19 protein-coding genes are annotated in these 26,358 nt (G+C 67.6%); 8 read left to right on the top strand and 11 right to left on the bottom strand.

Going from position 1 to position 26,358, the window contains the following annotated elements:
• Positions 1 to 46: 46 nt before the first annotated feature.
• The 5 genes from GobsT_RS19250 (at position 47) to GobsT_RS19230 (ending at position 4,454) form a co-directional block, all read left to right on the top strand.
• Entirely contained in the window at positions 47 to 712 is a 666-nt protein-coding gene (locus GobsT_RS19250; protein ID WP_010046822.1) for a redox-sensing transcriptional repressor Rex, read from the top strand.
• Positions 713 to 793: 81 nt separating this feature from the next.
• Complete coding sequence (locus GobsT_RS19245) at positions 794 to 1,702, top strand: SDR family oxidoreductase (protein WP_010046821.1); 909 nt, start codon at positions 794 to 796, stop codon at positions 1,700 to 1,702.
• A gap of 53 nt (positions 1,703 to 1,755) precedes the next feature.
• A complete protein-coding gene (locus GobsT_RS19240; RefSeq protein ID WP_010046820.1) occupies positions 1,756 to 2,901 on the top strand; it encodes a Gfo/Idh/MocA family protein in 1,146 nt (381 codons plus the stop codon).
• A 280-nt stretch (positions 2,902 to 3,181) separates the two neighbouring features.
• A complete protein-coding gene (locus GobsT_RS19235) occupies positions 3,182 to 4,222 on the top strand; it encodes an SDR family NAD(P)-dependent oxidoreductase (RefSeq protein ID WP_029601040.1) in 1,041 nt (346 codons plus the stop codon).
• A 7-nt stretch (positions 4,223 to 4,229) separates the two neighbouring features.
• On the top strand, positions 4,230 to 4,454 hold the full coding sequence (locus tag GobsT_RS19230) for a hypothetical protein (protein ID WP_010043438.1): 225 nt from the start codon (positions 4,230 to 4,232) through the stop codon (positions 4,452 to 4,454).
• A gap of 1,220 nt (positions 4,455 to 5,674) precedes the next feature.
• On the opposite strand, the gene GobsT_RS19225 is transcribed toward GobsT_RS19230, so the two are convergent.
• From GobsT_RS19225 to kdpF, 11 genes are all read right to left on the bottom strand, one after another.
• The gene (locus GobsT_RS19225; RefSeq protein WP_010043439.1) at positions 5,675 to 7,156 is read right to left on the bottom strand and encodes an alpha-amylase; all 1,482 of its coding nucleotides are present in this window, start codon (positions 7,154 to 7,156) and stop codon (positions 5,675 to 5,677) included.
• Between the two features lie 72 nt (positions 7,157 to 7,228).
• Positions 7,229 to 8,398, bottom strand: a complete 1,170-nt coding sequence (locus GobsT_RS19220) for a zinc-dependent alcohol dehydrogenase (protein WP_010043441.1) — start codon at positions 8,396 to 8,398, stop codon at positions 7,229 to 7,231.
• A gap of 67 nt (positions 8,399 to 8,465) precedes the next feature.
• Entirely contained in the window at positions 8,466 to 9,248 is a 783-nt protein-coding gene (locus GobsT_RS19215) for an SRPBCC family protein (protein WP_063744614.1), read from the bottom strand.
• A gap of 273 nt (positions 9,249 to 9,521) precedes the next feature.
• Positions 9,522 to 12,167: a PAS domain S-box protein gene (locus tag GobsT_RS19210; protein ID WP_010043446.1), complete on the bottom strand. Its 2,646-nt coding sequence runs from the start codon at positions 12,165 to 12,167 to the stop codon at positions 9,522 to 9,524.
• A 4-nt stretch (positions 12,168 to 12,171) separates the two neighbouring features.
• Complete coding sequence (locus GobsT_RS19205) at positions 12,172 to 12,615, bottom strand: response regulator (protein ID WP_010043448.1); 444 nt, start codon at positions 12,613 to 12,615, stop codon at positions 12,172 to 12,174.
• Positions 12,612 to 15,842: a PAS domain-containing sensor histidine kinase gene (locus GobsT_RS19200; RefSeq protein WP_010043450.1), complete on the bottom strand. Its 3,231-nt coding sequence runs from the start codon at positions 15,840 to 15,842 to the stop codon at positions 12,612 to 12,614. The genes GobsT_RS19205 and GobsT_RS19200 overlap by 4 nt, the downstream gene beginning before the upstream one ends.
• A 253-nt stretch (positions 15,843 to 16,095) precedes the next feature.
• The gene (locus GobsT_RS19195) at positions 16,096 to 17,151 is read right to left on the bottom strand and encodes a potassium-transporting ATPase subunit C (RefSeq protein ID WP_010043452.1); all 1,056 of its coding nucleotides are present in this window, start codon (positions 17,149 to 17,151) and stop codon (positions 16,096 to 16,098) included.
• 51 nt (positions 17,152 to 17,202) lie between these two features.
• A complete protein-coding gene (kdpB, locus tag GobsT_RS19190) occupies positions 17,203 to 19,398 on the bottom strand; it encodes a potassium-transporting ATPase subunit KdpB (RefSeq protein ID WP_010043453.1) in 2,196 nt (731 codons plus the stop codon).
• An 82-nt stretch (positions 19,399 to 19,480) separates the two neighbouring features.
• Positions 19,481 to 21,376 carry a potassium-transporting ATPase subunit KdpA gene (gene kdpA, locus GobsT_RS19185; RefSeq protein ID WP_010043454.1) on the bottom strand — a complete coding sequence of 632 codons (1,896 nt, stop codon included), beginning with the start codon at positions 21,374 to 21,376 and terminating at the stop codon, positions 19,481 to 19,483.
• Positions 21,377 to 21,482: 106 nt separating this feature from the next.
• The gene (locus GobsT_RS40540; protein WP_010043455.1) at positions 21,483 to 21,608 is read right to left on the bottom strand and encodes a hypothetical protein; all 126 of its coding nucleotides are present in this window, start codon (positions 21,606 to 21,608) and stop codon (positions 21,483 to 21,485) included.
• Positions 21,609 to 21,620: 12 nt separating this feature from the next.
• Positions 21,621 to 21,701, bottom strand: a complete 81-nt coding sequence (gene kdpF / locus GobsT_RS41115; RefSeq protein WP_010043457.1) for a K(+)-transporting ATPase subunit F — start codon at positions 21,699 to 21,701, stop codon at positions 21,621 to 21,623.
• 283 nt (positions 21,702 to 21,984) lie between these two features.
• Between kdpF and GobsT_RS19175 the strand changes: the two genes are divergently transcribed.
• From GobsT_RS19175 to GobsT_RS19165, 3 genes are read left to right on the top strand one after another with little or no spacing between them, the layout of a single operon-like run.
• Positions 21,985 to 23,352 carry a sigma-54-dependent transcriptional regulator gene (locus GobsT_RS19175; protein ID WP_029601042.1) on the top strand — a complete coding sequence of 456 codons (1,368 nt, stop codon included), beginning with the start codon at positions 21,985 to 21,987 and terminating at the stop codon, positions 23,350 to 23,352.
• A complete protein-coding gene (locus GobsT_RS19170; RefSeq protein ID WP_109571009.1) occupies positions 23,349 to 25,205 on the top strand; it encodes a sensor histidine kinase in 1,857 nt (618 codons plus the stop codon). Before GobsT_RS19175 ends, GobsT_RS19170 begins: the two co-directional genes overlap by 4 nt.
• Positions 25,202 to 26,335 (top strand): universal stress protein, encoded by a 1,134-nt coding sequence (locus GobsT_RS19165; protein WP_010049105.1) that lies wholly within the window; start codon positions 25,202 to 25,204, stop codon positions 26,333 to 26,335. Before GobsT_RS19170 ends, GobsT_RS19165 begins: the two co-directional genes overlap by 4 nt.
• The last annotated feature ends 23 nt before the right edge of the window (positions 26,336 to 26,358 follow it).

Below are 26,358 nucleotides of genomic sequence, written 5' to 3'. Positions count from 1 at the left end.
GTCACCCCCCGGTTCTTTCACCGAGCTTTTGGACAGGAGGTCACGTGTGGACGGTCTGCCCACCGAGCGGAGTCAGCGGCTCTCGCGCGCGGCCGCCTTACGTCTCAGCTTGTACCTGCGGTGCGTCGCGGAGTGGCCCGCGGACGGCGACAAGGTGTCGAGCAGTCGGATCGCCGAGGCGGTGGGCGTGAGCGACGCACAGGTGCGCCGCGACCTGGCCGCACTCGGGCACCTGGGGCAGCGTGGGGTGGGCTACGACGCCCGCGAACTCGCCGCCGCGATCCGCACGGCCCTGGGCATCGATCGCTCGTGGCGCGCGGTACTGGTCGGGGTCGGCAACCTGGGCCGCGCGTTGCTCCGTTACCAGGGGTTCCGCGCGCAGGGCTTTCAGATCGTCGGGCTGTTCGACAGCGACCCCGCGAAGGTGGGGACCGAGGTCGAGGGACTCACGGTCGAGCCGGCCGTGCGTCTCGCCGAGCGGGCCGCCGCCCTCCGGGTCGAACTGGGGGTATTAACCGTGCCCGGTGAAATGGCGCACGCGGCCGCCGAGGCGCTGGTGGGGGCCGGGGTGCGTGGCATCCTGAACTTTGCCCCCGTGGTGCTGAAGCTGCCCCGTAAGGTGCGGCTCGTCACGGTGGACCTCGCCATTCAGTTGGAGCAGCTCGCGTTCCAGGTCCAGCACGGCGACGGGGCGAACCGCGACGACGAGTAGCGCCGCCCCGCGGACCGAAACTTGCATCCCCTCCGGCACGGCGCGGGTCCCCGCGCGGTCACTGTCGCCCGGAGGCACGCCGTGTCCCATCGACTCAAAAAGCTGTCCGAACAAGTGGTCGTCATCACCGGGGCGTCGAGCGGCATCGGGCTGGCGACCGCCGAAGCCGCCGCCGAGCAGAAGGCGAAGCTGGTGCTCGCGGCGCGGAGCGAGGCCGCGCTGCGGGACATCGTGGCCCGGATCACGGCCGGCGGCGGTGAGGCCGTCGCGGTGACGTGCGACGTGTCCGACCGCGCGCAGGTCGAAGCCGTCGCCGCCGCCGCGGTCCAGCGGTTCGGGCGGATCGACACCTGGGTGAACAACGCCGGGATCGGCATCTACGGGCGGCTCGACGAGGTGAGCGAGGAGGACCACCGTCGGGTGTTCGACGTGAACTACTTCGGCCTGGTGAACGGCTCGCTCGCCGCTCTGCCGCACCTCAAAAAGAGCGGCGGCGCGCTCATCAACGTGGGCAGCGAGGTGTCGGAGTCGGCGTTCCCGCTCCTCGGGTCATACGTGGCCAGCAAGCATGCGGTGAAGGGGTTCACGGACAGCCTCCGCATCGAGGTCGAGGACGTGGACCGGGCGCCGGTGTCGATCACCCTGATCCAGCCGACGGCGGTGGACACGCCGTTCCCGGAGCACGCCGGGAACTACCTGCCGAACGAACCCAAGCTGCCCGACCCGAAGATCGACCCGCGGCAGGTCGCCGAGGCGATCCTCGACGCGGCCCAGAACCCGACCCGCGACAAGAGGGTGGGGACGATGGCGAAGGTCAGTACCACGCTGGCGACGCTGTTCCCGAGCCTCGGAGACCGAATGGCTGCGGGGCAAGTGGGGAACCTGAGCACCGACCGGCCGGGCCGCCGTCACGACGGCATCTTGCGCCGGTCGAGCGAGGCCGCGACCACCGCCGCGGGCCGCACCCACGGCACGCCCGCACCGAAGTAGCCCTTCCTCTGCCACCGGCGGCGCGTGCCGCCGGCCCTCACTCCGGACATTCCATGCCTCACGACCTGAACCGCCGTGGCTTCATCGCCACGAGCGCAACGCTGATTGCGAGCAACACCATGCGTGCCGACGCGCCCCCACTGGCTCCTCCCGACAAACAGCCCCCGAACCTCAAGGTCCCCGAGGCGCAGGCGAAAACGGTCGGGTGGGCCGTCGTCGGGCTGGGACAGCTCGCGCTCGAAGAGATCATGCCCGCGTTCGCCAAGTGCAAGCTGTCGCGCCCGGTCGCACTGGTGAGCGGCCACCCCGACAAGGCGAAAAAGGTCGCCGCCGCTTACGGGCTCGATCCGAAGAACATTTACGACTACACGACCTACGACCGGCTCGGCGAGAACCCGGCGGTCGATGCCATTTACATTGTCCTGCCGAACAGCATGCACGCCGAGTACACGGTGCGCGGGCTGAAGGCCGGTAAGCACGTGCTGTGCGAGAAGCCGATGGCGGCCACGGTCGCGGAGTGCGAGCAGATGATCGCGGCCGCAAAGACCGCTAACCGGAAGCTGATGATCGCGTACCGGCTGCGGTACGAGCCGTTCAACATGACGGCCATTGAGGTCTGTCGCACGGGCGGCGCGGGCAAACTCAAGAGCATCACCGCGAGCAACTGCCAGACGACCAAGGCCCCGAACATCCGGCTCAGCAAGGCGCTGGCGGGCGGACCGGTGCAAGACGTGGGCATCTACTGCATCAACGCGTTCCGCTACCTCACCGGAGAGGAGCCGACCGAGGTAACGGCCACGGCACACCAGCCCAAAGACGATCCACAGTTCCGCGAGGTGCCCGAGAGCGTGTCGTTCACGCTGCGGTTCCCGTCGGGTGTGGTCGCGACGGGTGATTGCAGCTTCGGCACCGCCGAGAGCCGCCGCTACCGCGTACAGGGCAGCGAGGGGCTCGTCGAGATGGACCCCGCGTTCGCGTACCGCGGGCTGCGGCTGAACGTGCAGAAGGGCGGGCAGCGGTCCGAGATCAAGCTCACCGAGGTCGACCACTTCGCGGCGGAAATGGACCACTTCTCTGAGTGTGTGCTTGCGAACAAGGCCCCGCGCACCCCCGGCGAAGAGGGCTTGGCCGATATGCGGGTGATCGAGGCCATTGACGAGGCAACGAAGACGGGCCGCACGGTGGCGGTCCGGAGCTGACACACGATCCGGTTACTGGTCTCTTCTTTGGTGTCTGTTTTTTGTGGCACAGACATTCCTGTCTGTGCGGCGCGAGAAGGGCGCACAAACAGGAATGTCTGTGCCACAAAAAACAGACACCGCTCGGACCGTGAATGAGAGGCTCACCTTTGCGCGGGCGGCGCAGAAACCTGCCCGCGTCGCCCGGGCGAAGGCGAGCCAGCCCCAGGATACGGCATCCGAGTTGCACCTGACGTGGGCAGCGCGCACCACCCGCGCGCCGACCCGCCCGGAGTTCGACATGCGGCGAGCGCTGCTTCTTACCGCCCTTGGAGTCGGGGGTTACCTCGCGTACCGCGCGTTGAAGCCGCGGTACGACTTCCGCAACAAACACGTACTCATCACCGGCGGCTCGCGCGGGCTCGGGCTGGTGCTCGCCCGGCAACTCGCCCGGGCCGGGGCTCGCCTCTCCATTTGTAGCCGCGACGCGGCCGAGCTGAGCCGCGCGGTTGACGACCTCCGCGGCCACGGGGCGAATGCCGTCGCGGTCGAGTGCGACGTGACCGATCGCGCCCGGCTCCGCGAGTTTGTTGCGGTCGCGCGGCAGCAGAACGGCCCCGTGGACGTGCTGGTGAACAACGCGGGGGTGATCCGCGTCGCGCCGGCGGACGAGATGCGTGAGGCCGAGTACCAGCAGTCGTTGGACACGCACTTCTGGGCGCCCCTCCACGCGATCCTCGAAGTCGCTCCAGAAATGAAGGCCCGGGGCGAAGGGCGGATCGTGAACGTGTCCTCCTTCGGCGGCAAGGTCGCGGTCCCGCACCTCCTCCCGTACACTGCCGGCAAGTTCGCCCTGACCGGGCTGTCGAACGGGCTGCGCACGGAACTGGCCCGGTACGGCATCACGGTCACGACCGTGTGCCCGGGGCTGATGCGCACCGGCAGCCACCTGAACGCCGAGTTCAAGGGGCGCAACGACGAAGAGTACGCTTGGTTCGCGCTCGGCAACGCCACCCCTGGGCTCTCCATGAGTGCCGAGCGGGCGGCGGCGAAGATCATCGACGCCTGTGCGATCGGGGATTCCGAGGTGGTGCTCGGCCTGCCCGCGAAGCTGGCAGTCGTGGCGCAGGCGGTGTGCCCGAACCTGATGGCAGAGGTGCTCGCGCTGGTCAACCGTCACGTGCTGCCCACGCCCGGGGGCGGGACCGAGGTGTTCAAGGGCCGCGACAGTCGCGGACTCGTTCCCGACGCGCTGACCGCACACACCGACCGCGCGGCGGCCCGCAACAACGAGTTGCACGCGACCGAAATTCCTCCGCCCCTCCCCGTCGCCCGAACGTGAGACCCCCATGAACCCCGATACCGACGAGAGCACGACCAAGAAGAAGGGCGAGCCGGGTGACCCGCCGACCAGTCCGTATGGCCCGCACCCGCACGGCGTGGACGAGGCCGCCGGCGGCGCCGACAGCTCGCCATACGACAACGAGCCGACCGGCGACCGACAGCGGAGGGCCGACGAGGACCGCCGCGCCGGTCGGAACAAACCGTCCGACGATACGAACCAGAGCAGTTGAACGGGTTTCTTCTGGTGTGCGTTCAGTTGCCCGATATTCACGCTCTCACGACTTGGTCTATTCGTTTCCCGTCGCCAGTATTGTCCTCACCCGCCAGCTTCAGTCGGCGGGTCGATAACCTCTACCTGTTGAACCGTCGGCGGGAATACGTTACCTCACGAACCCGCTACCGGGCTGATCCAACCACGCCAACGACCGCCGACCAGGCGCCGCAGTCAATCGACACGACCCCGCCAGTTGCGCTGCGCGGTGCTCGCCTTGCCATCAGTAGCGTAGTGTGGGGCGCGCGAGCCATGAGGGAGGCGTCTAAGCATGTAGCCGAGGCCGTTTGAAGACGACCCGCGACCGCCATGTAGTTGGATACGTATCCCGCTCCCTTGGCGGTCGCGGCTCGTCAAAACACGCCGCACAACCACGGCCGTCTGCTGAGGTGCTATCAACCGTCTTTACCCTGCCCGGCACCGCTGATCGCTTTCTGATGTGTGGTGCTGGTCGCGGGCTGTGAAGCACGCAGATGGGATCCCTGCTGGCAGACCATTCCCATTCGCTGTCGTTTGCTACCCGCGAACTCCCGCTGAGCGGCCGCGGCTGTTACCCGCCAGTGCGGAAAACTGGGGGTTCGCTGCCCCCGGGCTACCCAGAAGTGACCGGTTTGGGACTGGCGAGTGCGCCCCTTCGGATTTCGGGGCTGAGGGTGTGACGGGGGTTACAGTGAACTTCAAAGGGGCTACCAGATGGACATTCACGGGCAGACCAGTGACATTTCGCTACCCACCGAGCTACCGGTTCGCTACCCACGCCCTACTCGCACAATCCGCAGACGCTTACCGATTCAAGATCCAGCAAATCGGGAAGCGTGAAGTGTAACGGGGGTTACAGCGGCTTCAATTGGGGCACGAGCGGGCTCGGAAGTGGCAGTTCGATCCCCTTCGAGCTACCTGGGAACTACCAGTTTGCGGGCGATTCGCTCCCCACGAATCGCCCGCAAATCCCGCAGAAACGGACCACGTGATCGGCAGGTAGCAACTTCAGCAGCAGCGAAGAATCTGGACATAAGTTAATTTGGGGAAATGACTTATATGCGAAAGAACGCGGCCAACTGTGACAGTGCAACCCAAATCGCCAGAGGGTCAAGGCCGCGTGGTGGCGAGTCCTTTGCAGCAGCCGACCAGCCCCGTCCTCTGCCGACGGGGCTGGTCTTTGCAGAACGCATTACGAGATCATTCCTGCACCCAGACAGACACGGACCCGCCCTTGCACCGAAACTCGCCAAACCCTCCGGCGTTGACCGTGACCGGATCCTCAATGTGCTTGGTCGCGTCGCGGAACTTCGTTCCTTCGGGCCGGTTGGTGCCCATCCATTTCGTCCCTTCCGGGCCGTCGCTCATCAGCACCGCCATCGCCTTCGGGTGCTGTTCGTTGCCGAGGCGCACCCAGCCGATCCGGTTCCAGTGGTCGAAGTAGTCGATCTGCTCGCCGTGTCCGTACTCCTTGCGGGCCTTCAAAAACACGTCGAGCAGCACCCGGTGCGACGGCATCACGACCTTGTGTCGGTTCCCGTCGCGTCCGAGGTCTTCGTACTCCGCTCCGTAGTAGTCGGGGTAGAAGAGGCACGGGTATCCGTCGCGGCGGAGCAGGATCGCGGCATACGCCAGAGGCACGAACCAGGGCTCCACCACCGATTCGAGCGACTGGAGCGGTTGGGAGTCATGGTTGGTGACGAACGTCACCGCCTGAATCGGCCGCTCCTTAACCAAACTGCCGTCGAACAGCCGCCGCATGTCGTACTGCCCGTGCGACTGGCTGGCCGCGTGAAAGTTGTAGTGCAGGGGGACATCGAACGCGGTAAACAGCGGGCCGGCCTCGTTCAGGAACCAGTGCAGTTCGGCCAGGTTCCCGGACCAGTACTCAGCGACCGTGAACAGCTCTTTCTTCGTGTGCGCCCGCATGTGTTCGAGCCACGCCGGGAAGATCGGCGCGGAGATGTGCTTCACCGCATCGAACCGGAACCCGTCCACCCCGGTCGTGTTCACGAACCACTGGCCCCAGCGGTTCAGTTCGTCGTTCACCTCTTGGGACTCGAAATCCAGGTCGGCACCCATCAGAAATGCGTAGCTGCCGAACTCCAGCGACACCCGGTCGTCCCACTGCTTGCCGTCGAACAGGTACACCGTGCCGCGGTCGTCGGGGTTGTTGTCGTCGTAGTCGCACCCGTCGAAGTGGCGCCAGCTCCATGTGAAGTCGGAGTAGGTCTTGTTTCGCCCGGGGAAGGTGAACGAGGTGGCCGCGCGGATCTCCCGCGGCTCCCCCTTCGGGTTGCGCCGGTCGTCCACCGAGAACGGTGTGGCGCGCACGGTTTCGAACCCGTCGGCCCCGAGCCGGTGGTTCAGAACGATGTCTGCATAGACACGAATTCCTGCGGCCTGAAGCGATTTGACGGCGGCGAGGTACTCATCCTTGGTGCCGTACTTGGTGCGTACCGTTCCTTTCTGATCGAACTCGCCGAGGTCGTACAGGTCGTACACCCCGTACCCAACGTCACTGGTGCCGTGTGTTCCCTTCGACGCGGGCGGAAGCCACAGCGCGTCGATTCCGGCGGCGGCCAGCTCACTCGCCCGCCGCGCGACCTCGTTCCAGAACGTACCGTCGCCGGTCGTGTACCAATGAAAGAACTGCATCATCACGGCGTTGTGTTCGCTCATGGCTCTCCAAGAGGTTTCAAAAACGGTACGGCACCGGGAGGCATCCCGGTGCCGCGCGGGCGGAACATTCGATTACGGCTTCAAAACCACCTTCACGCACTCGTCCTGCTGAGTGGAGAACTCCTTGTACGCCTCGGCCGCTTGCGACAGGTTGTACCGGTGCGTGATGACGAACGAGGGGTCGATGTCGCCCTTTTCGATCCGGGCCATCAGGGGCTTGAGGTACTTGTGGACGTGCGTCTGGCCCATCTTGAATGTGAGGCCCTTTGCGAACGCGGCTCCCATCGGGAGCTTGTCCAGCAGCCCGCCGTACACGCCCGGGATGGAGACGGTCCCGCCCTTCCGGCAGGCCATGATCGCCATCCGCAGCGCCGTCGGCCGGTCGGTCGCCATGTAGGTGGCGGTCTTGATGCGGTCGTAGAACCCGGCGATCCCGTTTCCGTGCGACTCCAGACCCACGGCGTCGATGCACGCGTCCGGCCCGCGCCCGGCGGTCATCTCGTCGAGCGTGCGCAGCAGATCGACGTGCTCGAAGTTGACGGTTTCGGCGCCGCACAGTTCGCGGGCCTTCTTCAACCGCCCCTCGACGGAATCGATGCCGATGACGCGCTGCGCTCCAAGGAGGAACGCACTCTTGATGGCGAACAGGCCGACCGGCCCGCACCCCCAAACGGCGACGGTGTCACCGGGTTCGATGTTACAGTTCTCGGCCGCCATGTACCCGGTCGGGAAGATGTCCGACAGGAACAGCACCTGCTCGTCGGGCAGGTGGTCGGGCACCTTGATCGGCCCGACATCGGCAAAGGGCACGCGAACGAACTCGGCCTGCCCGCCGGCAAACCCGCCCAGCATATGCGAGTACCCGAACAGCCCGCTGCCGGAGTACCCGTACACGGCTTCGGCGATTTCGGCCTTGGGGTTCGAGTTGTCGCACAGCGAGTAGAACTGCTTCTTACAGAAGAAGCACCCGCCGCACGCCATCGTGAACGGGACGACCACGCGGTCGCCCTTTTTCAGGTTCGTCACGTCGCGACCGGTTTCGACCACCTCGCCCATGAACTCGTGGCCGAGAATGTCCCCCGCCTGCATGGTGGGGATGTACCCGTCGTAAAGGTGCAGGTCCGAGCCGCAAATGGCGGTCGTGGTGATCCGGATGATCGCGTCGCGCGGGTTAAGGATCTGCGGGTCCGGGACGCGCTCGACCGCCACGTCCTTTCGCCCGCGCCAACAGAGAGCACGCATTGAGGTTCCTCGTATGGGATCGGAAAGCTTGAAATCGGCGCCGTCAGCGGACGCCCGGCCCTGTCCTTCAGCGCTGACCGTGGGGCTGCCCATCGGTGGTGGGGATCTCACCGGCCTCCAGAAGCTGCTTGAAGCGGCGCATGTCGGCCTTGATCTGTGCGGCCGGCGACTGGCCGATGAGTTTGGCAACGGCGGTGCCGAGTTTCCCACCCGGCGGGTCGTACTTGAGGGCGACCCGCACCTCGGTGCCCCGCCCGTGTGGCAGTTCGGCGAAGTGAACCGATCCGGCGGTGTCCACATCGGCACCGTCGAGCGAGCGCCACGCGATGACCTGGTTGGGCCGATCAGTGACGAGTTCCGCCTCCCACTCGACGGTGATCCCGAGCGGGCCGCGTGCGATCCAGTGCGAGCGGCCATCGGTGCTGGTGTTCACGTCGATCAGGTGCGTCATGAACGTGGGCAGGTTCTCGAAATCGCGCCAGAACCGGTAGACCTCTTGAACCGGTTTGTTGACCGTAATGGCGTGTTCGACCCGGGTTCCGTGCCCGCCGGCGATCGCTGTTTGAGGTTTCGTCGAATCGGAGGTACTGACCCCAAGAGCCTGGTACAGCGCGCAGTTCCCGGTAACGCCGCGGTAGATCAACCCCGCTCCAACGAGCGCAGACGCGAGCACCGGCGTGCGCCCGGTAAGTCCGAGCGCGGCGAGGGTGCCACCGGCCGCGAGCGAGAGCCAGCGCTCGTTGCTGCTGACGTTGGTGCGTACCTGTGGGAGCTTATTGACAGTGCGTGCGACTAAAGAACCAGTCCCGGCCGCAGACTTTGCGGCGGCAGCTAAAAGGGTTGTTGCCACTTGCGGCCCTCGGTTGAAGTGCAATTCCGCCCGCGTGAACGAGAGCAATCGAAATGCCGTAACCGAATCCGGAGAGTACGCAGGGAACAGATTTGAGCGCTTTTGCAGTCTAAAACGTGATTTACACGGGCGTAAATCGAGGTGCGCTTTAAATTTCAACAATTTGGAAGGGGCCGGGCGCAAGGCGAGGGGAGCGCACTCGCGACCCGAACCACTGCAGGCACAAGCAAGCCCCGGTAGCCGTCGCCGGTTTGTCTCGGACAGCCACGAGCGTCACGGCGCGCCGTCGAGCACGGCCCGAACCTTGCGCGCCAGCCCGAGGGGAGTAAAGGGCTTCTGGAGAAACGCATCGGCCTCGCCCCGCACCCCGTGCCGCACGACCGCGTCGTCGGTGTACCCGCTGATGAACAGCACCCGGGCGTCCGGCTGTAACGTCCGCACCGCGTCCGCCAGTGCCCGGCCGCTCATCTCGGGCATCACGACGTCGGTGACCAGAAGGTGGATGCGGTCCCGCCGCCCCGCGATTGCAGCCAGCGCGGCCCGGCCGTCCGCGGCGGGGAGTACGGTGTACCCTTGGGCCTCGAGCACGAGACTGCAGAGCGAGCGAACCGCGTCCTCGTCCTCGACGAGCAGGACCGTCTCGGTCCCGGGCCGGAGGGCCTCGCCGATCGCCGATTCGCCCGGCCCGGTCGGCGCCGGGGCCTCGGGGAACAGGATGTGGAACGTGGTGCCGGCTCCGGGCGCGCTTTCGGCCCAGATGTGCCCCCCGGCCTGTTTGACGATGCCGTGAACCACGGCGAGCCCCAGGCCGGTGCCTTTACCAGGCCCCTTGGTGGTGAAGAACGGTTCGAAGAGCCGGGCCTTCACCTCGTTGGACATCCCGCACCCCGTGTCGCGCACGGCCAGGCTCACGTACCACCCGGCGCGCAGCTCCCCCGAGTCGGTCGAGCTGCCCGGCGCGACCGGGATCCGGCGCGTCTCGAACGTGAGCCGCCCGCCGGTGGGCATCGCGTCGCGGGCGTTGACCGCGAGGTTCATGATCACCTGGTCGAGCTGGTTCAGGTCCGCCTCGATCCAGCACGGCCCCGCGTGGGACGTTACGGTGAGCGCCACGTCCTCGCCGATCAGCCGGCGGAGCAACCGCTCGGCCTGCGCCACCACCTCTTTCAGGTCGAGCACCTGGGGCGCGACGATCGCCTTGCGGCTGAACGCCAGGAGCTGGGACGTGAGCCCGGCGGCGCGCTCGCCGGCGTCGCGGACCGCCGCCAGCGCGGCCCGGTCGTTCTCGGCGAGCGGACCGCCGAGGAGCAGGTCGGTGTACCCGTTGATGACGGTGAGGAGGTTGTTGAAGTCGTGCGCCACCCCGCCCGCCAGGCGCCCCACTGCCTCCATCTTTTGCGCCTGACGGAACTGGGCCTCCAACCGCTTGCGCTCGGTCACGTCGCGCACCACGCCTGTGAAGTGGCGGGCGTCCTCGATCCGGAACTCGGTCACCGACAGGTCGGCCGGGAAGGTGGTGCCGTCCTTGCGCCGCCCTTCCACCTCGCGCCCCACGCCGATGAGACTGGACACGCCGGTGCCGAAATGATCCTCCAAATAGCTGTCGTGACGCCCGCGAGGCGGTTCGGACACCAGAACCCGCACGTTCCGGCCGACCAGTTCGTCAGCGGTGTAGTTGAACAGGCGCTCGGTGGCCGGGTTCACGGAGACGATCGTGCCGCGCTCGTCGATGGTAACGATCGCGTCGGCCACGCTCCGCATCACCGCGGCGAGCGACTCCTCGGCCCGCTTGCGGTCGGTCAGGTCGGACGCCAGCCCGAGGACCCCGCACACCCGCCCGGCGGCGTCCCGGATCGGCCCCACCCGCGCGTGGACCCACACCCGTGTTCCGTCTTTGCGGAGGTCCTCGTACTCGCCGTGCCACTCGGTCCCGTCCGCCCGCGCCCGAACCTCCCGGCTCAGCTCCGGGCGGAACTCGGCTGGGAACCGGTCCGAGTAGCGGCGGCCGATCATCTCCTGGGCCGTCCACCCGAACAGCCGCGTCGCCCCGGCGTTCCAGTAGGTCACGACCCCGTCGGGGTCCGTTACGACGACCGAGTCCCGGACGTGCGCGAGCACCTGGGCGTCCTGGGCCAGCAGTTCCGCCGTCGTCTTTTGGTCGTGAATGTCGGTGCAGGTGCCGAACCAGCGCTCGACCGCTCCGTCGGGGCTGCGCAGCGCGACCTGCCGGGCAAGGTGCCACCGGAACGCTCCGTCCGAGCGGCGCAGCCGGAACTCGAACTCGTGCGGCTCGCCCGTGCGGAGCACCGCGCCCCACGTGGCCATCGTATGTGGCAGGTCGTCCGGGTGGACCAGGCGCTCCCAGCTCCAGTCGGTGAGCCGGCCGTTCGTGCCGGCGTACTCGGTGGCCCGCCGGTTCGTGTAGTCGATGGACCCGTCGGGCCGCGCGGTCCACACGATCTGGGGGACGCTGTCCGCCAGCACCCGGTACCGCTCCTCGCTCGCGCGGAGTTCGTCCCGGGCGCGCCGCTCGGCGTCACGCAGGTCGCGCTGCACGAGGGCCTGTTTCACCGCCGGCCCGAGCCGGCCCAGCCGGTCTTTCAGCAGGTAGTCCGACGCGCCGAGCTTGATGGCCCGCACCGCGTGTTCCTCGCCGATCGATCCCGACACGATGATGAACGGAACCTCCGGCACCCGCTCGCGCGCGACCTCCAGCGCGCGGAGGGCGTCGAACTGGGGCAGGTTCCAGTCGCACAGAATCACGTCCGGCGCCGCGGCCAGCGCCGCGGCGAATGCCGGTTCGCTGTCGACGCGGGTCACCGCGGGCGCGTACCCGGCGCGCCGCAGCTCGTGTTGAACGAGGCGCCCGTCGGACGGGTTGTCCTCGACGAGCAGCACGCGGAGCGGTCCTTCGGCCATAGGGCTACTCGGGCGGGGGCTGGTTGATGAGGAGCCAGTAGAAGCCGAGCTGGCGCACCACCTCTCCGAACTGGTCGAAGTCCACCGGCTTGACGATGTAACTGTTCACACCCAACTCATAGCACGCGGTCAGGTCCCTGTCCTCTCGGGACGAGGTCAGGACGACGATCGGGATGGAACGGCTGACCGGGCTCTCCTTGAGCCGGCGGAGCACCTCGATGCCGTCCACGAGCGGCAGCTTGAGGTCGAGCAAAATCAGGTGCGGGTGACCCCCGGTCCGGTCGGCGTACCTACCCGTCCCGAACACGAACTCCAGCGCCTCAGCCCCGTCGCGTGCGACGTGGAGGGTGTTGGCGAGGTGGTACTTGCGGAACGCGTGGAGCGTGAGTTTCAGGTCGCTAGGGTCGTCCTCGACCAGCAGCACATCAAGGGGCCGGTGCGTACTCATGGTGCGCTCTCTCCGGAAACCAAGGCCGTGGCCGCGGAACACCGCCCCGGGTCGGGGAGCGGCCGTCCGAGGGTGAACGAGAACGTCGCCCCTTTGCCCGGTTCCGAGTCGGCCCACACGCGACCGCCGTGGCGGTGGACGATGCGTTGGACCAGCGCCAGCCCGATGCCGGTACCCTCGTAGTCCTCGGCCCGGTGCAGCCGCTGGAACACACCGAACAGCTTGTGCGCGTACCGCATGTCGAACCCGACGCCGTTGTCCCGGACGAAGTAGACGGGTCCGTCCGGGGACGCGGTTGCGCCCACTTCGATGAGCGCCAGGCTGCTGAGGCTGCTGTACTTGAGCGCGTTCGCCAGCAGGTTGAGCCACACCTGCCGGAGCAGGGCCGGGTCCGCATCGCAGGGGGGCAGTTCGTTCGACCGGATCTCGATGCGGCGGGCGCCGGTCTGCCGCAACAGTTCGTCGAGGCAGCCCGCGACCAATTCGCTCGTGTTCACCGGCTGGCGCCGGACGGGCTGGCGGCCGAGCCGCGAGAACGTCAGGAGGTCATCCACCAGTCGTCCCATGCGCAGCGTGTTCGCGCACACGTCGGTCAGGTACTCGCGGGCGTCGGCCGGGAGCTGTGGTCCGTACTCGTTGAGCACAATTTGAGAAAACCCGTCGATGGCGCGCAGCGGCGCCCGCAGGTCGTGTGAGACGGAGTAGGAGAACGCCTCCAGCTCGGCGTTCGCTGCCTCCAGTTCGATCGTTCGGTCGCGCACGCGCTGCTCCAAATCCGCGTTCAGGTGGCGGATCTCGGCCTCGGCCCGCTTACGGTCGGTGATATCCTGGAGCGATCCGCGGACCCGGATTACTCGTCCCTCCTCAACGATCGGCCGTGCGATGGTGCGGACCCACTTGAACGCCCCGCGTGCCGAAACCAGTTGCAGCTCAAGGTCATAAGGCGTGCCGGATTCGGTCGCGGCGCGCACCGCCTGCGCAATCCGCGGTCGGTCCTCTTCGACATAGAACTCGATGCCCCGGTCCGGTTTGGGCGGAGGCGCATCCGGGGGCAGGTCGTGGATGTTGGCCACAACCGGGGTCCAGTCGCCCTCAAGCGTCACCGGGTCGAACCACCAGCCGCCGACGTGAGCGAGTTCGGCCGCCTCCCGGAGCAGCAACTCCTGATAGTGGAGCTGCTGCTCGGCCCGTTTCTGCTCGCTCAGATCACGAAGGACTACCAGAAACGCACGCTCCCCGCGGTCGGTGATCGCGATCGCCGTCACCATCACCGGAACAGGGGTGCCGTCGAAGCGAACGATCCGCTCCTCAATCCCGGGGTTCGAAGCGCCGCTCGCGGAGATGGCTGCGATTCGCTGGCGGATGGTCTCGTGGTCGTCCGGGTGCATCAAATCGAACGGGGTTTTGCCGATCAGCGCTTCGGGGGCGGACGCGCCGAACAGACGAACACAAGCCGGGTTACAGAATGCCACGTGCCCGCCGGCGTTGATGTACACCGCGTCCGGCAGGGCGCTCACCAACGTGCGGAACCGCTTTTCGCTCTCCCGAATCGCGGTCTCGGCCTGCTTTTGTTCCGTCTGGTCGATCACGACCACGACGGCTGTTTGCCGCCCGTCTTTCGGGCGCGGCTCGTACATGACCCGCAGCGTCCGCCAGCCGGCCCCCCCTGGCAGCGGCTCGCGCTCGAGGTCGTAGCTCACGTGCTCGCCGGCCAGCGCCCGATCGAGGTGCGGTTTGATCTGTGGCCAACTGGCGGACAGCAGGTCCGGCACCCGCCGGCCGACGATTTGATCCGGGGGTATGCCGAGCACTGCCGCGTAGGTGTCGTTCGCGAACAGGTACTCGTACCGGTCGTTCACCACCACCAGCCCGACTCGCGCCGCACTGGTGACGATAGAAAGGAGGCTCTCTCGGTCGCGGAGAGCCCCTGCTGCACGCATCCGTTCGGTGATGTCCTGGACCAGCCCGTCCAGTCGCGCGAGCCGCCCGCCCGTTTCCCGTACGGCTCGCGCCTGGCAGTGGATCCACGCCACTCCGTCGGCGGTGGTGACGCGAAGGTCTGTGGCGAACCGGTCCGCACCGGCGCGGACAGCTGCGAACTGCTCCAGGACCGTGCCCCGGTCGTCCGGGTAGATCAGACCCATGAGCGAATCCAGTGGCATTGGGATGGTGGGCGCCGGCAAGTCGAGTACCGCGGCGGCTTCGTCGGACCACTCGACGCGCCCGGCGACCTCATCCCAGGTCCAACTGCCGAGCCGGGCGACCCGGAGCGCCTCCCGGAGCTGGTCGCGGGTCGTTTGGAGTGCGTGTTCGGTCCGCTTTCGTGGGGTGATGTCGGCGATGTACCCGTGCCAGACCGTCGAGCCGTCCGCCTCGCGCTCGGGCGCAGAACGGCCGTCGATCCAGAGTTCGTCGCGGCCGGGCGGTCGGACGCGGAACTCTGCCCGCCACTGGAACAGACCGCGCGCGGACTCCTCGATACCGGATCGCACGCGGTCCCGGTCGTCAGGGTGGATGAGGCCGAAGATCGGTGCGGCGTCTCGGGCAAGGGCGGCTGGGCCGATGCCGTAGATGTCCTCGATCCGCGGGCTGGAGTACACAAAAGACGTCGTTCCGTCCGGGCTCAACCGGAAGGAGCACAGCACCAGGGGAACGGCCTCGACGAACTTCTGGAACCGGTCCCGTTCGGCCCGCAGCTCTCGTTCGGCGTCCTTGCGGTCGGTGATGTCTCGCGAAATCCCCACGAGCCCGATGACCTCGCCGTGTTCGTTGCGGTACGGGGCTTTGGTCGCGAGGAACGTGCGGGTGACCCCGGCCGTGGTCAGCTCCTCTTCTGTCGTTTCGGCCCGGTTTGCGGCCATCACCCTCCGGTCGTGGTCCCGAACCATGCGGGCGCTGGCCGGGTCGAACAGAGCGGTGTCGTCGCGACCCAGCAGCTCGGCCACCGGCCGACCGGCGAACCGTGCCGCGGACTCGTTGAGGAGTAGGTACCGCCCGTCGCGGTCCTTGACGAACACGGCATCGGTGGTGCCGTCGGCGACGGCCCGCAGCAGCGCGCCAGCGCCGGCGAACGTCTCGAGCTCGCGACGCGCCAGATAAAACACGAGCAGCGCCGACAGGAGTACGAAAGCCGTGCCCTTCCCGGACGACAGCCAGAACGCCTGGTCGCTTCGCGTGCCGGCCCAGACGGCCCGGTCGGTCAGCCAGATCCAGGCAAGGCCGAACAACAGGTACGCCCACGCGATGCGGGCTGGCCTCGGGGGCCGTCCGGAGAGCGCACGACCCGAAGCAGATAGGGTAGCGCGGGTCCACATGGCGAGCTAACCGGGAGGGGCGACTCCCGGGCCTGGAGCGAAAGGGAGAGACGATCGGGTGAGCGAGTTACCCACTCGAGTAAGAAGCATACCAGCGCGAGGCGTCGGCCGGAAGGCGGTACAAGTAAATGTCCGGCCGCGGAGGGGTACGGGGCAGACGTTCAAATCACTTCGCGGCCGTCAGCGGGAACTTTGCGTCTAACTCGAGGTTCAGTTCCAACACGTTTACGAGCGGCTCGCCCACCAGCCCGGAGAGCGGCACGAACGAGTGCTCTCGGGCCAGCACTGCGATCTCTGCACGCACTCGTCCGGCATCGCCGCTGGCTGGCGTCCGCTTCGCGGCAACGCGATCGAGTTGGTACACCGAAAGCGCGTTCCGAAGCGTGATGTGCGGGTCCAGCCCCGCACCGGACGCGGTTACCATGTCGGCCGGGAACGGTTCAAGGTGCTCCACCTTATCGCGGTTCGCCGGGTCTTGCAGCCACATGTCGAAGAAGTTCGCGTGGACCGCCGCATCCGGCCCCGCCGGTACGATGCGTTTGGTAGCTGTTCCGTTGGTATTCCTCGATTTGACCGCTGCGGGCCATTTGCCGGGGTGCGTCTTGGCGAAGCTGGCGAAGAACCCGGCCACGAGGTCTTCCGGCTTCGGCTCGTCGGACCTCGTGGGGTTCGCCTTCTTCCAATCCTCGACCACCTCCGGGTGGCTTTGCGCCCAGGCGAGGATGTACTCACCTTGTAGCCCGTATTTGTCCTTTGCAAGGTCGGTTTTGGCCCAGTTTGATGCGGCCACGGAGTATACCCCGGCCCAGTCGGCGGCTCGGTCTGGCTTGACCGAATACCACGCCTCCATGTCCTGCTGGGGCGTGCGGACCGCCGACGGTGATCCTTTCTTGTACCGCACGATCGACCCAAGCTGCTGCGCGACGCGGTCGCGCAGCTTCGGGTTGTTGGCGCCCCAGTTCGAGCCGCTCGCGGCGGCCCCGTTGTACCCCGCCGCCGACGGGCGCGGCCAGAAGTACTCGTCGCCGGTGAACGGCTGGGCGATCTGGCTCGACCCCACGACGCGGGGCGAGCCGTCAGGGCCGGGCGCAGTCAGCAGGCTGCCGTTCGCTTTCGTAGGAAACACCGCCTGACCGAACGCCCACAGCCCGAGCGGGTACAGGACGCAGCAGATGACGACACTCAGCACAACGAGCAGCAGATTCGAGAGCAGAGCTTTCATTGTTATTTCCCTTTCGCCCGGCGCGCCGGGCGGTGCGTGCAAAGGTGCGGATTACGCGAGCCCCAGCGCGGCGAGCGCCAAGTCGATGAGCTTGATGCCGACGAACGGCGCGATCACCCCGCCGAGGCCCCAGACGAGCAGATTGCGGCGCAGGAGTGCGTCGGCCCCGACCGGGCGGTACGTCACGCCCTTTAGCGCCACGGGGATCAGCAGCGGAATGATGATCGCGTTGAAGATCACCGCCGCCATGATCGCCGACACCGGGCTCGTCAGGTTCATGAAGTCGAGGGCCTTGAGCCACGGCAGTGTGGCTGCGAACAGCGCCGGGACGATGGCGAAGTACTTGGCCACGTCGTTGGCGATGCTGAAGGTGGTCAGCGCGCCGCGGGTCATCAGTAGCTGCTTGCCGATCTCGACGCACTCGATCAGTTTGGTCGGGTCGCTGTCGAGGTCCACCATGTTGCCGGCCTCTTTCGCCGCTTGCGTGCCACTGTTCATCGCGACGCCAAGGTCCGCCTGGGCCAGCGCGGGCGCGTCGTTGGTCCCGTCGCCCATCATCGCCACCAACCGCCCGCCGTGTTGCTCTTTGCGGATGTATGCCAGCTTTGCCTCCGGGGTGGCCTCCGCGATGTAGTCGTCCACGCCGGCCTGCTCGGCGATGGCCTTCGCGGTCAGCGGGTTGTCGCCGGTAACCATGACTGTGCGGATGCCCATCTTCCGCAGCCGCTCGAACCGCTCGCGGATGCCGGGCTTGAGGATGTCCTCCAGCACCACGATGCCCGCGAGCCGGTTCCCTTCGCACACGAGCAGCGGGGTCGCCCCCTGGGACGCAATCGCGTTCACCTGCTCCTGCACCTGCGGCGGGACGACACCGCCGGTTTGCGCCAAGTGCCGCAGCATCGCGTCGACCGCGCCCTTGCGGATGTTGCGGCCGTCGGGCAAATCGATGCCGCTCATGCGGGTCTGCGCGGTGAACGCCACGAACTTCGACCCCGCGGGCGTGGTGGCGTCCACGGCGCCGGGGAGCCGGCGGTACAGTTCGACGATGCTCTTGCCCTCGGGCGTCTCGTCCGCGGCCGACGCCAGTGCCGCCAACCGGCCCAACTCCGCCGCGGCGAAGTGCCCGGCGGGGCGGAACTCGGTCGCGCGGCGGTTCCCGAGCGTGATGGTGCCGGTCTTGTCGAGCAGCAACGTGTCGATATCGCCCGCCACCTCGACGGCTTTACCGCTCTTCGCGATCAGGTTGGCACGCAGCGCGCGGTCCATGCCGGCGATGCCGATGGCCGCGAGCAGGGCGCCGATGGTCGTGGGGATCAAGCACACCAGCAGCGCGACGAGGGTCGGGACGTCGGTCCCGAGGCTCTTCAGCCCCGCAGCGCCCAGGTAGTTCGCCATGTACTCCTCGGCGTACCGGGCCATCGGCCATAGAGTCGCGGTCACCACCAGGAAGATGAGGGTGAACGTGCTTAGCACCAGTGAGAGCGCGATCTCGTTCGGCGTGCGCTGCCGCGCGGCGCCCTCCACGAGCGCGATCATGCGGTCCAGGAACGACTGGCCCGCGGACGTCGTGAGGCGGACAAGGATCGCGTCTGACAGCACCCGGGTGCCCCCGGTTACGCCGGAGCGGTCGCCGCCGGCCTCGCGCACTACGGGGGCGGACTCGCCGGTGATCGCCGACTCGTCGATGCTGGCCACCCCCTCCACGATCTCGCCGTCGCCGGGTACGAACTCGCCGGCCACCACCAGCACCAAGTCGCCCCGATTCAGTTGCGTGGACGAGATTCGGTCGGTGAACGCTTCGGGGTCGCGGTGCCACGCCGCGAGTGTACCGGACGGCGTCCGCTCGGCGTTCGCGATGCGCAGCCGGCGGGCCGGCGTTTCCTGGCGCGTCTTGCGAAGCGCGTCAGCCTGTGCCTTACCGCGGGCCTCGGCGAGCGCCTCCGCGAAGTTCGCGAACAGCACCGTCAGGAACAGCCACACGTCCAGCGCGACCAGGTACCCGAGCGAGGCGAGCGTGGAACCGGGCGCGAAGACCTTCACCCCGGTGTAAACGATCGACAGGACGGTGCCGATCTCGACGGTGAACATCACCGGGTTCTTCCACAGGATGTCCGGCCGGAGCATGACGAACGCGCGGACCAGCGCGGACTTGAGCAGGTCGGGGGCGAACAGTCCTTGCTTGCGGCTGAGCCGGCGCGCCTGTTTCAGGTCGTCGGCGGTCGGGTTCGGAAGCGTTGCGGTACTCATTGAATTCCTTGAATTCGCAGTGCGGGGGTCGGGACGCAGAATTCCCAGGAGGGCGCCCTTGGTTCCGCGCGCCGAACGGAAATCATCGGCCGAACGGGAGCGGCCCGAAGTGCTCGGCCACCGGCCCCAAAGCCGCGATCGGCAAGAACATCAGCGCGCCCACGAGCAGGATCGTGCCGAGCAGCACGCACCCGAACGTGACCGTGTCGGTGCGGAGCGTGCCCGAGGTGAACGGGGTCGGCTTCTTGCCGCCGAGGCTCGCCGCGAACGCGATCGGGGCGATGATCGGGATGAACCGCGCGAGGATCATCACCAGCCCGCACGCGATGTCCCAGTGCGGGGCGTACGGCGCGGGGGCGCTCGCGTTCTTGTCGGCGTCGCTGAACCCGAAGGTGTCGCCCAGCCCTTCGAAGCCTGAGCCGTTGTTGGCGGACGACGAGGTGAACTCGTACACCCCCTCGCCGAACCCGTGCGCGCCGGGGTTGTTGGTGGACGGGTCGAGCCAGCCGGCCGCCGCGAACAGCCCCAGCGGGGCCAGTATCAGGATCGGGTGCGCGAGGAGCGCCAGGGCGGCGAGCTTCATCTCGCGGGCTTCGACCTTTTTGCCCAGGTACTCCGGCGTTCGGCCCACCATCAGCCCCGCGAGGAACACCGCGACGACGAGGTAGATCAGCATGTTGATGAGGCCGACCCCGATGCCGCCGAACGCGCAGTTGAGCCACATCCCGGTGAGGGGCGCCAGCCCCGCGAGCGGGTTCAGGCTGTCGTGCATGCAGTTCACCGACCCGTTGCTGGTGCAGGTGGTGACCGCCGCCCACGTCGGCCCGGCGCCGGGGCCGAACCGCAACTCCTTGCCCTCCAGGTTGCCGGTGTCTTGCGTCACCGGCAGTCCCACACGTTCGCGGGTGGCGTGGTCGGGCAGCGGCTTCTGCTCGATGCCCCCCTCGCTGTTGAGCGTGGTGACGGTGGGCGGTTGTCCCTTTGCGTCGAGGATCGCCGGGCCACCAGCCAGACCCGGGTTCGGCTTCGCGGTGTCGTGGTGAAGGCCCCAGGCGGTCAGGGCGATCAGGATCACAAGCGACACCCCGAAGATGACCCCCGTGTGCCGGCGGTTGCGGATCATGTGGCCGAACATCACCAGGCACGCCATCGGGATGAGGATGATGCACACGCACTCGATCACGTTGGTCCATGCGGTCGGGTTCTCGAGCGGGTGCGCCGAGTTCGGCCCGAAGAACCCGCCGCCGTTGGTGCCGAGTTGCTTGATTGCCACCACCGCAGCGACCGGACCGCGTGCGATCGTTTGTGGTTTCGCGGAGCCGTCGTCGGTGGTGCCCAGCGCCCCGACCTGAAGCGTTGGAACGTCCTGGTTCCCCCGGAACGTCATGGGCGTGCCGCCGGCGATCAGCAGAAGGCCTACCACCACCGAGAGGGGCAGGGCAACGTAGACCAGCCCGCGCCACACGTCGAGGTTGTAGTTGCCCACAATTATTGCGGGGGAGCTTCCCGCTTGTTCTGCTGCCCCATCGGTCTTATCGCCGCGCAGGCCGCGGATCACCGCCAGCAGGGCCGCCAGCCCGATCGCCGGCGTCATGAACTGCTTGTACATGATCCCGAAGATCTGGCTCCCGTACGTCAGGTGGACCTCGCCGCTGTAGTGCTGGAGGTTCGTGTTCGTGAGGAACGAGCAGGCGGTGTTGAAGATCGTGGAGGGGGACAGCATCCCCTTGTTGTCCGGGTTCAGGAACGCGGGGTGCCACGGCTGCGCGGCGAGCACCACGAACCCGAACACGAACAGGGCCGCGTTGGACAGCAGCATCGCGGACACGTACTGCTTCCAGTTCTGGCCGCCGGTGTCGATGAGCCGCTCAATCGCGTTGCTGGGGCCGGCGCGGTCGAGCACGCGGGCCATGTACCGGCCCAACGGGATCGACAGCGCGACGGTCAGGCCGATAATCAGGACCGGCAGAAGTATCATGGTGGTGCCATTCCGGGTAAATGGTGTCAGATCCGCACGCGCGGCGCGCGGGGGTGCCGGAACCGCTCATGCGGTTCGGACCGTTTCGTTCGGGCCGCCCCGCGCCTTAGGGGCGTGCGCGGGACCCGGGACCGTCCGCCCCGGGCAGGAGCTTCCAGCCCAGGAGAGCAAACCACACGGTCACGATGGCGGCGAGCGCGGCCACCACTTCCAGCACGGCAGACGCGGGCATAAATCCTCCGAGTTAGAACCGCTCGGGGCGCAACAGCGCTGCGAGCAAATAGCCCAATAGGAACAGCGTCACGAGCGCGGTGAACCAGAGCATGGCGTCCTCACACCTTGTCGCAGGCTTCGACGAACAGGAACATGAGCGCAACGGACGCCAGCCCGAGTAGGAGCAGCGCGGGTAGCCAGATCGTTTCGTTCATCGCGGAACCCTCGGCAGCGGAATTGCGAAACGACTCATTGGCAGGCCGCGTGCCGAAGTCGCCCCAAACGCGGAACTGCTAGAAATCCAAGCGGTTTCGCAGATGTACCCGGATGCGGGGCTTGGCGCATCCGGTTGCACCCCGCACGACGAGGATTGCAATTTGCAACCCGGCAGCACCATGCAAACTTCACGCGGTACGCTTCAGTTGCTGGTGATCGACGACGAGGCCAGCCTGCGGCGCACGATCCGCATCGCGCTCGAGAGCTTCGGCCACACGGTGAAGGACGCCGCGAACCGCGCGCAGGCGCTCGAGGCGCTTCGCGCGCAGCGGTTCGACCTCGCGTTCCTCGACCTCAAGCTCGGCCCCGAAAAGGGGCTCGAACTGCTCCCCGAACTGCTGGCAGCGGCGCCGGGCCTGCACGTCGTCATCGTCACGGCGCACGCGAGCCTGGACACCGCGATCGAGGCGCTCCGGAAGGGCGCGTTCGACTACCTGCCGAAGCCGTTCACGCCGAACCAACTCCGCTTGGCCCTCGACCGGTCGGCGCTCGTTCGCGGGCTGCGCGACCGGGTGGCGGCGCTCGAAGAACAGGTCCGGCAGCTCCCGCCGGAGGTCGAACTGGACTCCGCGGAGCCGTCGGTCCGCGCGGCCCTGGACGTAGCGTTCCAGGTTGCCCCGACGGAAGCGACGGTGCTGGTGCGGGGCGAGAGCGGCACGGGCAAGGGGGTGCTCGCCCGGGAACTGCACGCGCGCAGCAAGCGGGCCGCGCGCCCGTTCGTGACCGTTCACTGCCCGAGCCTGTCCGCTGACCTGCTGGAGAGCGACCTGTTCGGGCACGCGAAGGGCGCGTTCACCGGGGCGGTTGCCGACAAGATCGGCAAGGTGGACGTGGCCGACGGGGGGACGCTGTTCCTCGACGAGATCGGCGACCTGCCGCTGGCGCTCCAGCCGAAGCTGTTGCGGCTGATCCAGGACAAGACGTACGAGCGGGTGGGCGAGCCGGCGGCGCGGAGCGCGGACGTGCGGATCGTCGCGGCGACCAACCGCCCGCTTGAGGTTGAGGTGCGGACTGGGCGGTTTCGCGAGGACTTGTTTTACCGGTTGAACGTGATCGAAATCACCATGCCCGCGCTGCGTCAGCGCCGCGGGGACGTGTTGCCGCTCGCGCGCCACCTGCTGAGGTTCTTCGCCCGGCAGTCCGGGAAGCCGGTGACCGGGTTCACGCCGGAGGCGGAAGCGGCACTGGACGCGTACCTGTGGCCCGGAAACGTTCGCGAACTGCGGAACGCGGTAGAGCGCGGAGTCATCCTGACACGCGAAGAGCGTGTGGGTCTGGAACACATGCCGGGTCAACTCACGGCCGCCGGGGGCGGGGCGGCGCGGGTCGAACTCGGCGGCCCGGTCACGCTCGAAGCCCTCGAGGCGGAACACATCCGCCGCGTGGTCGCGGCGGCGCCGTCGCTGGACGAGGCGGCGCGGGTGCTCGGCATCAACCCGAGCACGCTGTACCGTAAGCGGCAGCGCGAGTTAAAGGGGGACGCATGAGCCTACGCACACGTATCCTTCTGTCGCTCGCCCCGCTCGCGCTGCTGCTGGTCGCGCTGGGCGCGGCGGGCGTCATGCTGCTCGACCGCGTGGGCGGGGGCATCGATGCCATCCTGCGCGAGAACTACGTGAGCGTGCAGGCCATGTTCCGATTGGGCGAGGCGGCCGAGCGGATCGATTCGTCGTTCCAGTTCGCCCTGGCGGGCCGCGAGGCCTTCGCGGCCCGCCAGTTCGAGGCGAACTGGGTTGTGCTCGAGGAGCAGTTCGCGGTCGAGGCCGCGAACGTCACGATCCACCCGACGGAGGACGAACTCGTTTCCCGGCTGCGTGGCCTAAAAGCGGAGTACCGCGAGCGGGGGCGCCAGTTTTATGCGCTGCCCCCTGGCTCGCCCGAGCGAACGGCCATGTACTTCGGCCCTTCCGGACTGTTGGAGCGGTTCAACGAGAGCAAGGCCGTGGCGGGCGAGATTCTGCGCGTGAACCGAGAGAACATGGAGCAGGCCCGCGACCGCGCGCGCGACACTGCCCGCACGGCAATGGGCGCGTTCGGGGCCGCACTCGGGCTGGTCGCGCTGCTTCTCGCGGGGGCCGGGTGGTACCTGTTGCGCACGATCCTCGGGCCGATCCGGGCCGTGACCGAGGCGGCGCACGCGATCGGCGGTTCCGGGCAACTCGAGCGCACGGTTCCTGTGTTCGGCCGGGACGAACTCGGGCGGCTCGCCGCCGCGTTCAACGTGATGACGCGCGAGCTGCGCAAATATCGGAGGTCCAACCTCGACAGGCTCGTGCGGGCGCAGCGGACCGCTCAGGCGACGATCGACTCGTTTCCGGACCCGGTGCTGGTGGTCGATCCGGCGGGCCGCGCCGACCTCGCGAACCCGGCGGCCCGGGCACTGTTCGGCGTCGGCCCCACGGCGCAGGGCGACCCGGGGCCGGTGTGGTCGCCGCCCGAACCGCTCGGCGGGCCGGTTGCGGACGCGCTCCAACTTCAGCGCGCCTACCAGCCGGACCAGTTCGACCAGACCGTTTCGTTCCGGCTCGGCGGTGAGGATCGCACCTACCTCCCGCACGTGCGGCCGATCCGCGATCCGGACGGGGACACGCTGGGCGCGGCGGTGGTGCTCCACGACGTGACCCGGTTCCGGCTCCTGGATCAATTCAAGAGTGACCTTGTGGCGACCGTGAGCCACGAACTGAAGACGCCGCTCACCTCGGTGCGGCTCGCGGTTCACATTCTGCTTGAAGAAACCGTCGGGCCGCTGACCACGAAGCAGACCGAACTCCTGATCGACGCCCGCGACAGCGCCGAGCGCTTGCTCGCGCTCATTGAGCAGTTGCTCGCACTCGCCCGGCTGCAGAAGCCGCACGACGAGGGCACGTTTCATCCCGCAGATCCAGCAGAACTGCTTCGAACGGCCGCCGATGCGGCCCGTGCCCGTGCGGACGACAAGCACATCACGCTCGCGGTGAACACGAACGCCGTTGTGCCCGCGGTGGTGGTGGACAGTGATCGGTTCGGGCAGGCGCTCGGCAACTTGCTGAACAACGCGATCACCTACACGCCTCCGGGCGGCACGGTCGCACTCGCGGCCGGCATGACGACCGACGGGGCCGTCGTCCTGAGCGTCGCGGACACCGGGGTGGGCATCCCGGCCGAGCACCTGGCGCACGTGTTCGATCGGTTCTTTCGGATCCCGGGTCAGAGCGAGGAGGGCGGGACCGGGCTCGGTCTCGCCATCGTGAAAGAGGTGGTGGTCGCCCATCGCGGTACGGTCACCTGCGAGAGCGAACCGGGGAAGGGCACGACGTTCCGCATCATACTCCCGGCGCACCTCGCGGAGGGCCGCTCGTGAGCACCGACACCCGCCCCAGCCCGGAGCTGTTTTTGTCGCTGTTGCGCGAACAGCAGCGCGGCCGGCTGAAGGTTTATCTCGGTTTCGCCCCCGGCGTCGGCAAGACCTACGAGATGCTTCAGGAGGGGCAGCGCCTCAAACGGCAAGGCGTCGATGTGGCCATCGGCGTGGTCGAGACGCACGGCCGGGCGGACACGCTGGCGATGGTCGGCGAACTGGAGAAGGTGCCGAGTCGAAAGCTCGAGTACCGCGGCGTAGTACTCGAGGAGATGGACCTGGACGCGGTGCTCCGCCGACGCCCCACGGTCGTGCTGGTGGACGAGTTGGCGCACACCAACGCCCCCGGCGGGCGGCACGGTAAGCGGTACCAGGACGTGGAGGAGTTGCTCCGGGCCGGCATCAGCGTCATCACCACTATGAACGTGCAGCACCTCGAAAGCTTGTACGAGATGGTGGAGCGGTTCACCGGGGTGAAGGTGAAGGAGCGGGTGCCGGATTACGTACTCGCCCAGGCGCACCAAGTGGTGAACGTGGACCTGCCGGCGGAAGACCTTCAAGAGCGGATGCGGGCGGGGAAGATATATCCCGCGGAGCGGATCGAACGTGCGCTGGCGAACTTCTTCACGGAACCGAACCTGAACCAGTTGCGCGAGATCGCTTTGGAGCAGGTGGCGCACGTGCTGGACCGCCGGCGCCAGGAGCGGGAGCGCGATTCGGGAGTTGCGAATACGTCCGAGCGGGTGATGGTGTGCGTGTCGAGCCGCAGCCCGAATGCGCTAAAACTGCTGCGCAAGGGCGCCCGGCTCGCCGACCGGTTCGGCGCCCCGTGGTACGCGGTCTATATCGAGACTCCCTCCGAGCGCACCGAGAGGGTGGACGCGGCGACCGAGCGCCGGCTGACGGACTCGCTCACTCTGGCCCAGCAGTTGGACGGCGTTCCGCTGCGCTTCAAGGGGGCCAGCTTGCCGGACGCCGTGTCGTCGTTCGCGCGCGAGTACGGGATCACGCACATCGTCATCGGGCGTTCGCAGCGGTCCTGGTACCGGCGGCTCTTCCATGCAAGCGTATTGGATCAACTGCTGCGGGCCGTTGCGGGGGTCGATGTGGTCGTGGTAGACACGTGCGGGTAGCAGGCGGCTCGACGCGATCACGC

The sequence above is a fragment of the Gemmata obscuriglobus genome (genome assembly GCF_008065095.1).
In the GTDB taxonomy this organism is placed as follows: domain Bacteria; phylum Planctomycetota; class Planctomycetia; order Gemmatales; family Gemmataceae; genus Gemmata; species Gemmata obscuriglobus.
Note: the sequence above shows the minus strand (reverse complement) of the source record. Positions and strands in the feature narration are given on the sequence as shown.

What these genes read in the sequence shown, in the direction of transcription:
- GobsT_RS19240 (WP_010046820.1), top strand. Translation starts at nt 1,756, where the DNA reads ATGCCTCACGACCTGAACCGCCGTGGCTTCATCGCCACGAGCGCAACG.
- GobsT_RS19235 (WP_029601040.1), top strand. Translation starts at nt 3,182, where the DNA reads ATGCGGCGAGCGCTGCTTCTTACCGCCCTTGGAGTCGGGGGTTACCTC.
- GobsT_RS19230 (WP_010043438.1), top strand. Translation starts at nt 4,230, where the DNA reads ATGAACCCCGATACCGACGAGAGCACGACCAAGAAGAAGGGCGAGCCG.
- GobsT_RS19225 (WP_010043439.1), bottom strand. Translation starts at nt 7,156, where the DNA reads ATGAGCGAACACAACGCCGTGATGATGCAGTTCTTTCATTGGTACACG.
- GobsT_RS19220 (WP_010043441.1), bottom strand. Translation starts at nt 8,398, where the DNA reads ATGCGTGCTCTCTGTTGGCGCGGGCGAAAGGACGTGGCGGTCGAGCGC.
- GobsT_RS19210 (WP_010043446.1), bottom strand. Translation starts at nt 12,167, where the DNA reads ATGGCCGAAGGACCGCTCCGCGTGCTGCTCGTCGAGGACAACCCGTCC.
- GobsT_RS19205 (WP_010043448.1), bottom strand. Translation starts at nt 12,615, where the DNA reads ATGAGTACGCACCGGCCCCTTGATGTGCTGCTGGTCGAGGACGACCCT.
- GobsT_RS19195 (WP_010043452.1), bottom strand. Translation starts at nt 17,151, where the DNA reads ATGAAAGCTCTGCTCTCGAATCTGCTGCTCGTTGTGCTGAGTGTCGTC.
- kdpB (WP_010043453.1), bottom strand. Translation starts at nt 19,398, where the DNA reads ATGAGTACCGCAACGCTTCCGAACCCGACCGCCGACGACCTGAAACAG.
- kdpA (WP_010043454.1), bottom strand. Translation starts at nt 21,376, where the DNA reads ATGATACTTCTGCCGGTCCTGATTATCGGCCTGACCGTCGCGCTGTCG.
- GobsT_RS40540 (WP_010043455.1), bottom strand. Translation starts at nt 21,608, where the DNA reads ATGCCCGCGTCTGCCGTGCTGGAAGTGGTGGCCGCGCTCGCCGCCATC.
- kdpF (WP_010043457.1), bottom strand. Translation starts at nt 21,701, where the DNA reads ATGCTCTGGTTCACCGCGCTCGTGACGCTGTTCCTATTGGGCTATTTG.
- GobsT_RS19175 (WP_029601042.1), top strand. Translation starts at nt 21,985, where the DNA reads ATGCAAACTTCACGCGGTACGCTTCAGTTGCTGGTGATCGACGACGAG.
- GobsT_RS19170 (WP_109571009.1), top strand. Translation starts at nt 23,349, where the DNA reads ATGAGCCTACGCACACGTATCCTTCTGTCGCTCGCCCCGCTCGCGCTG.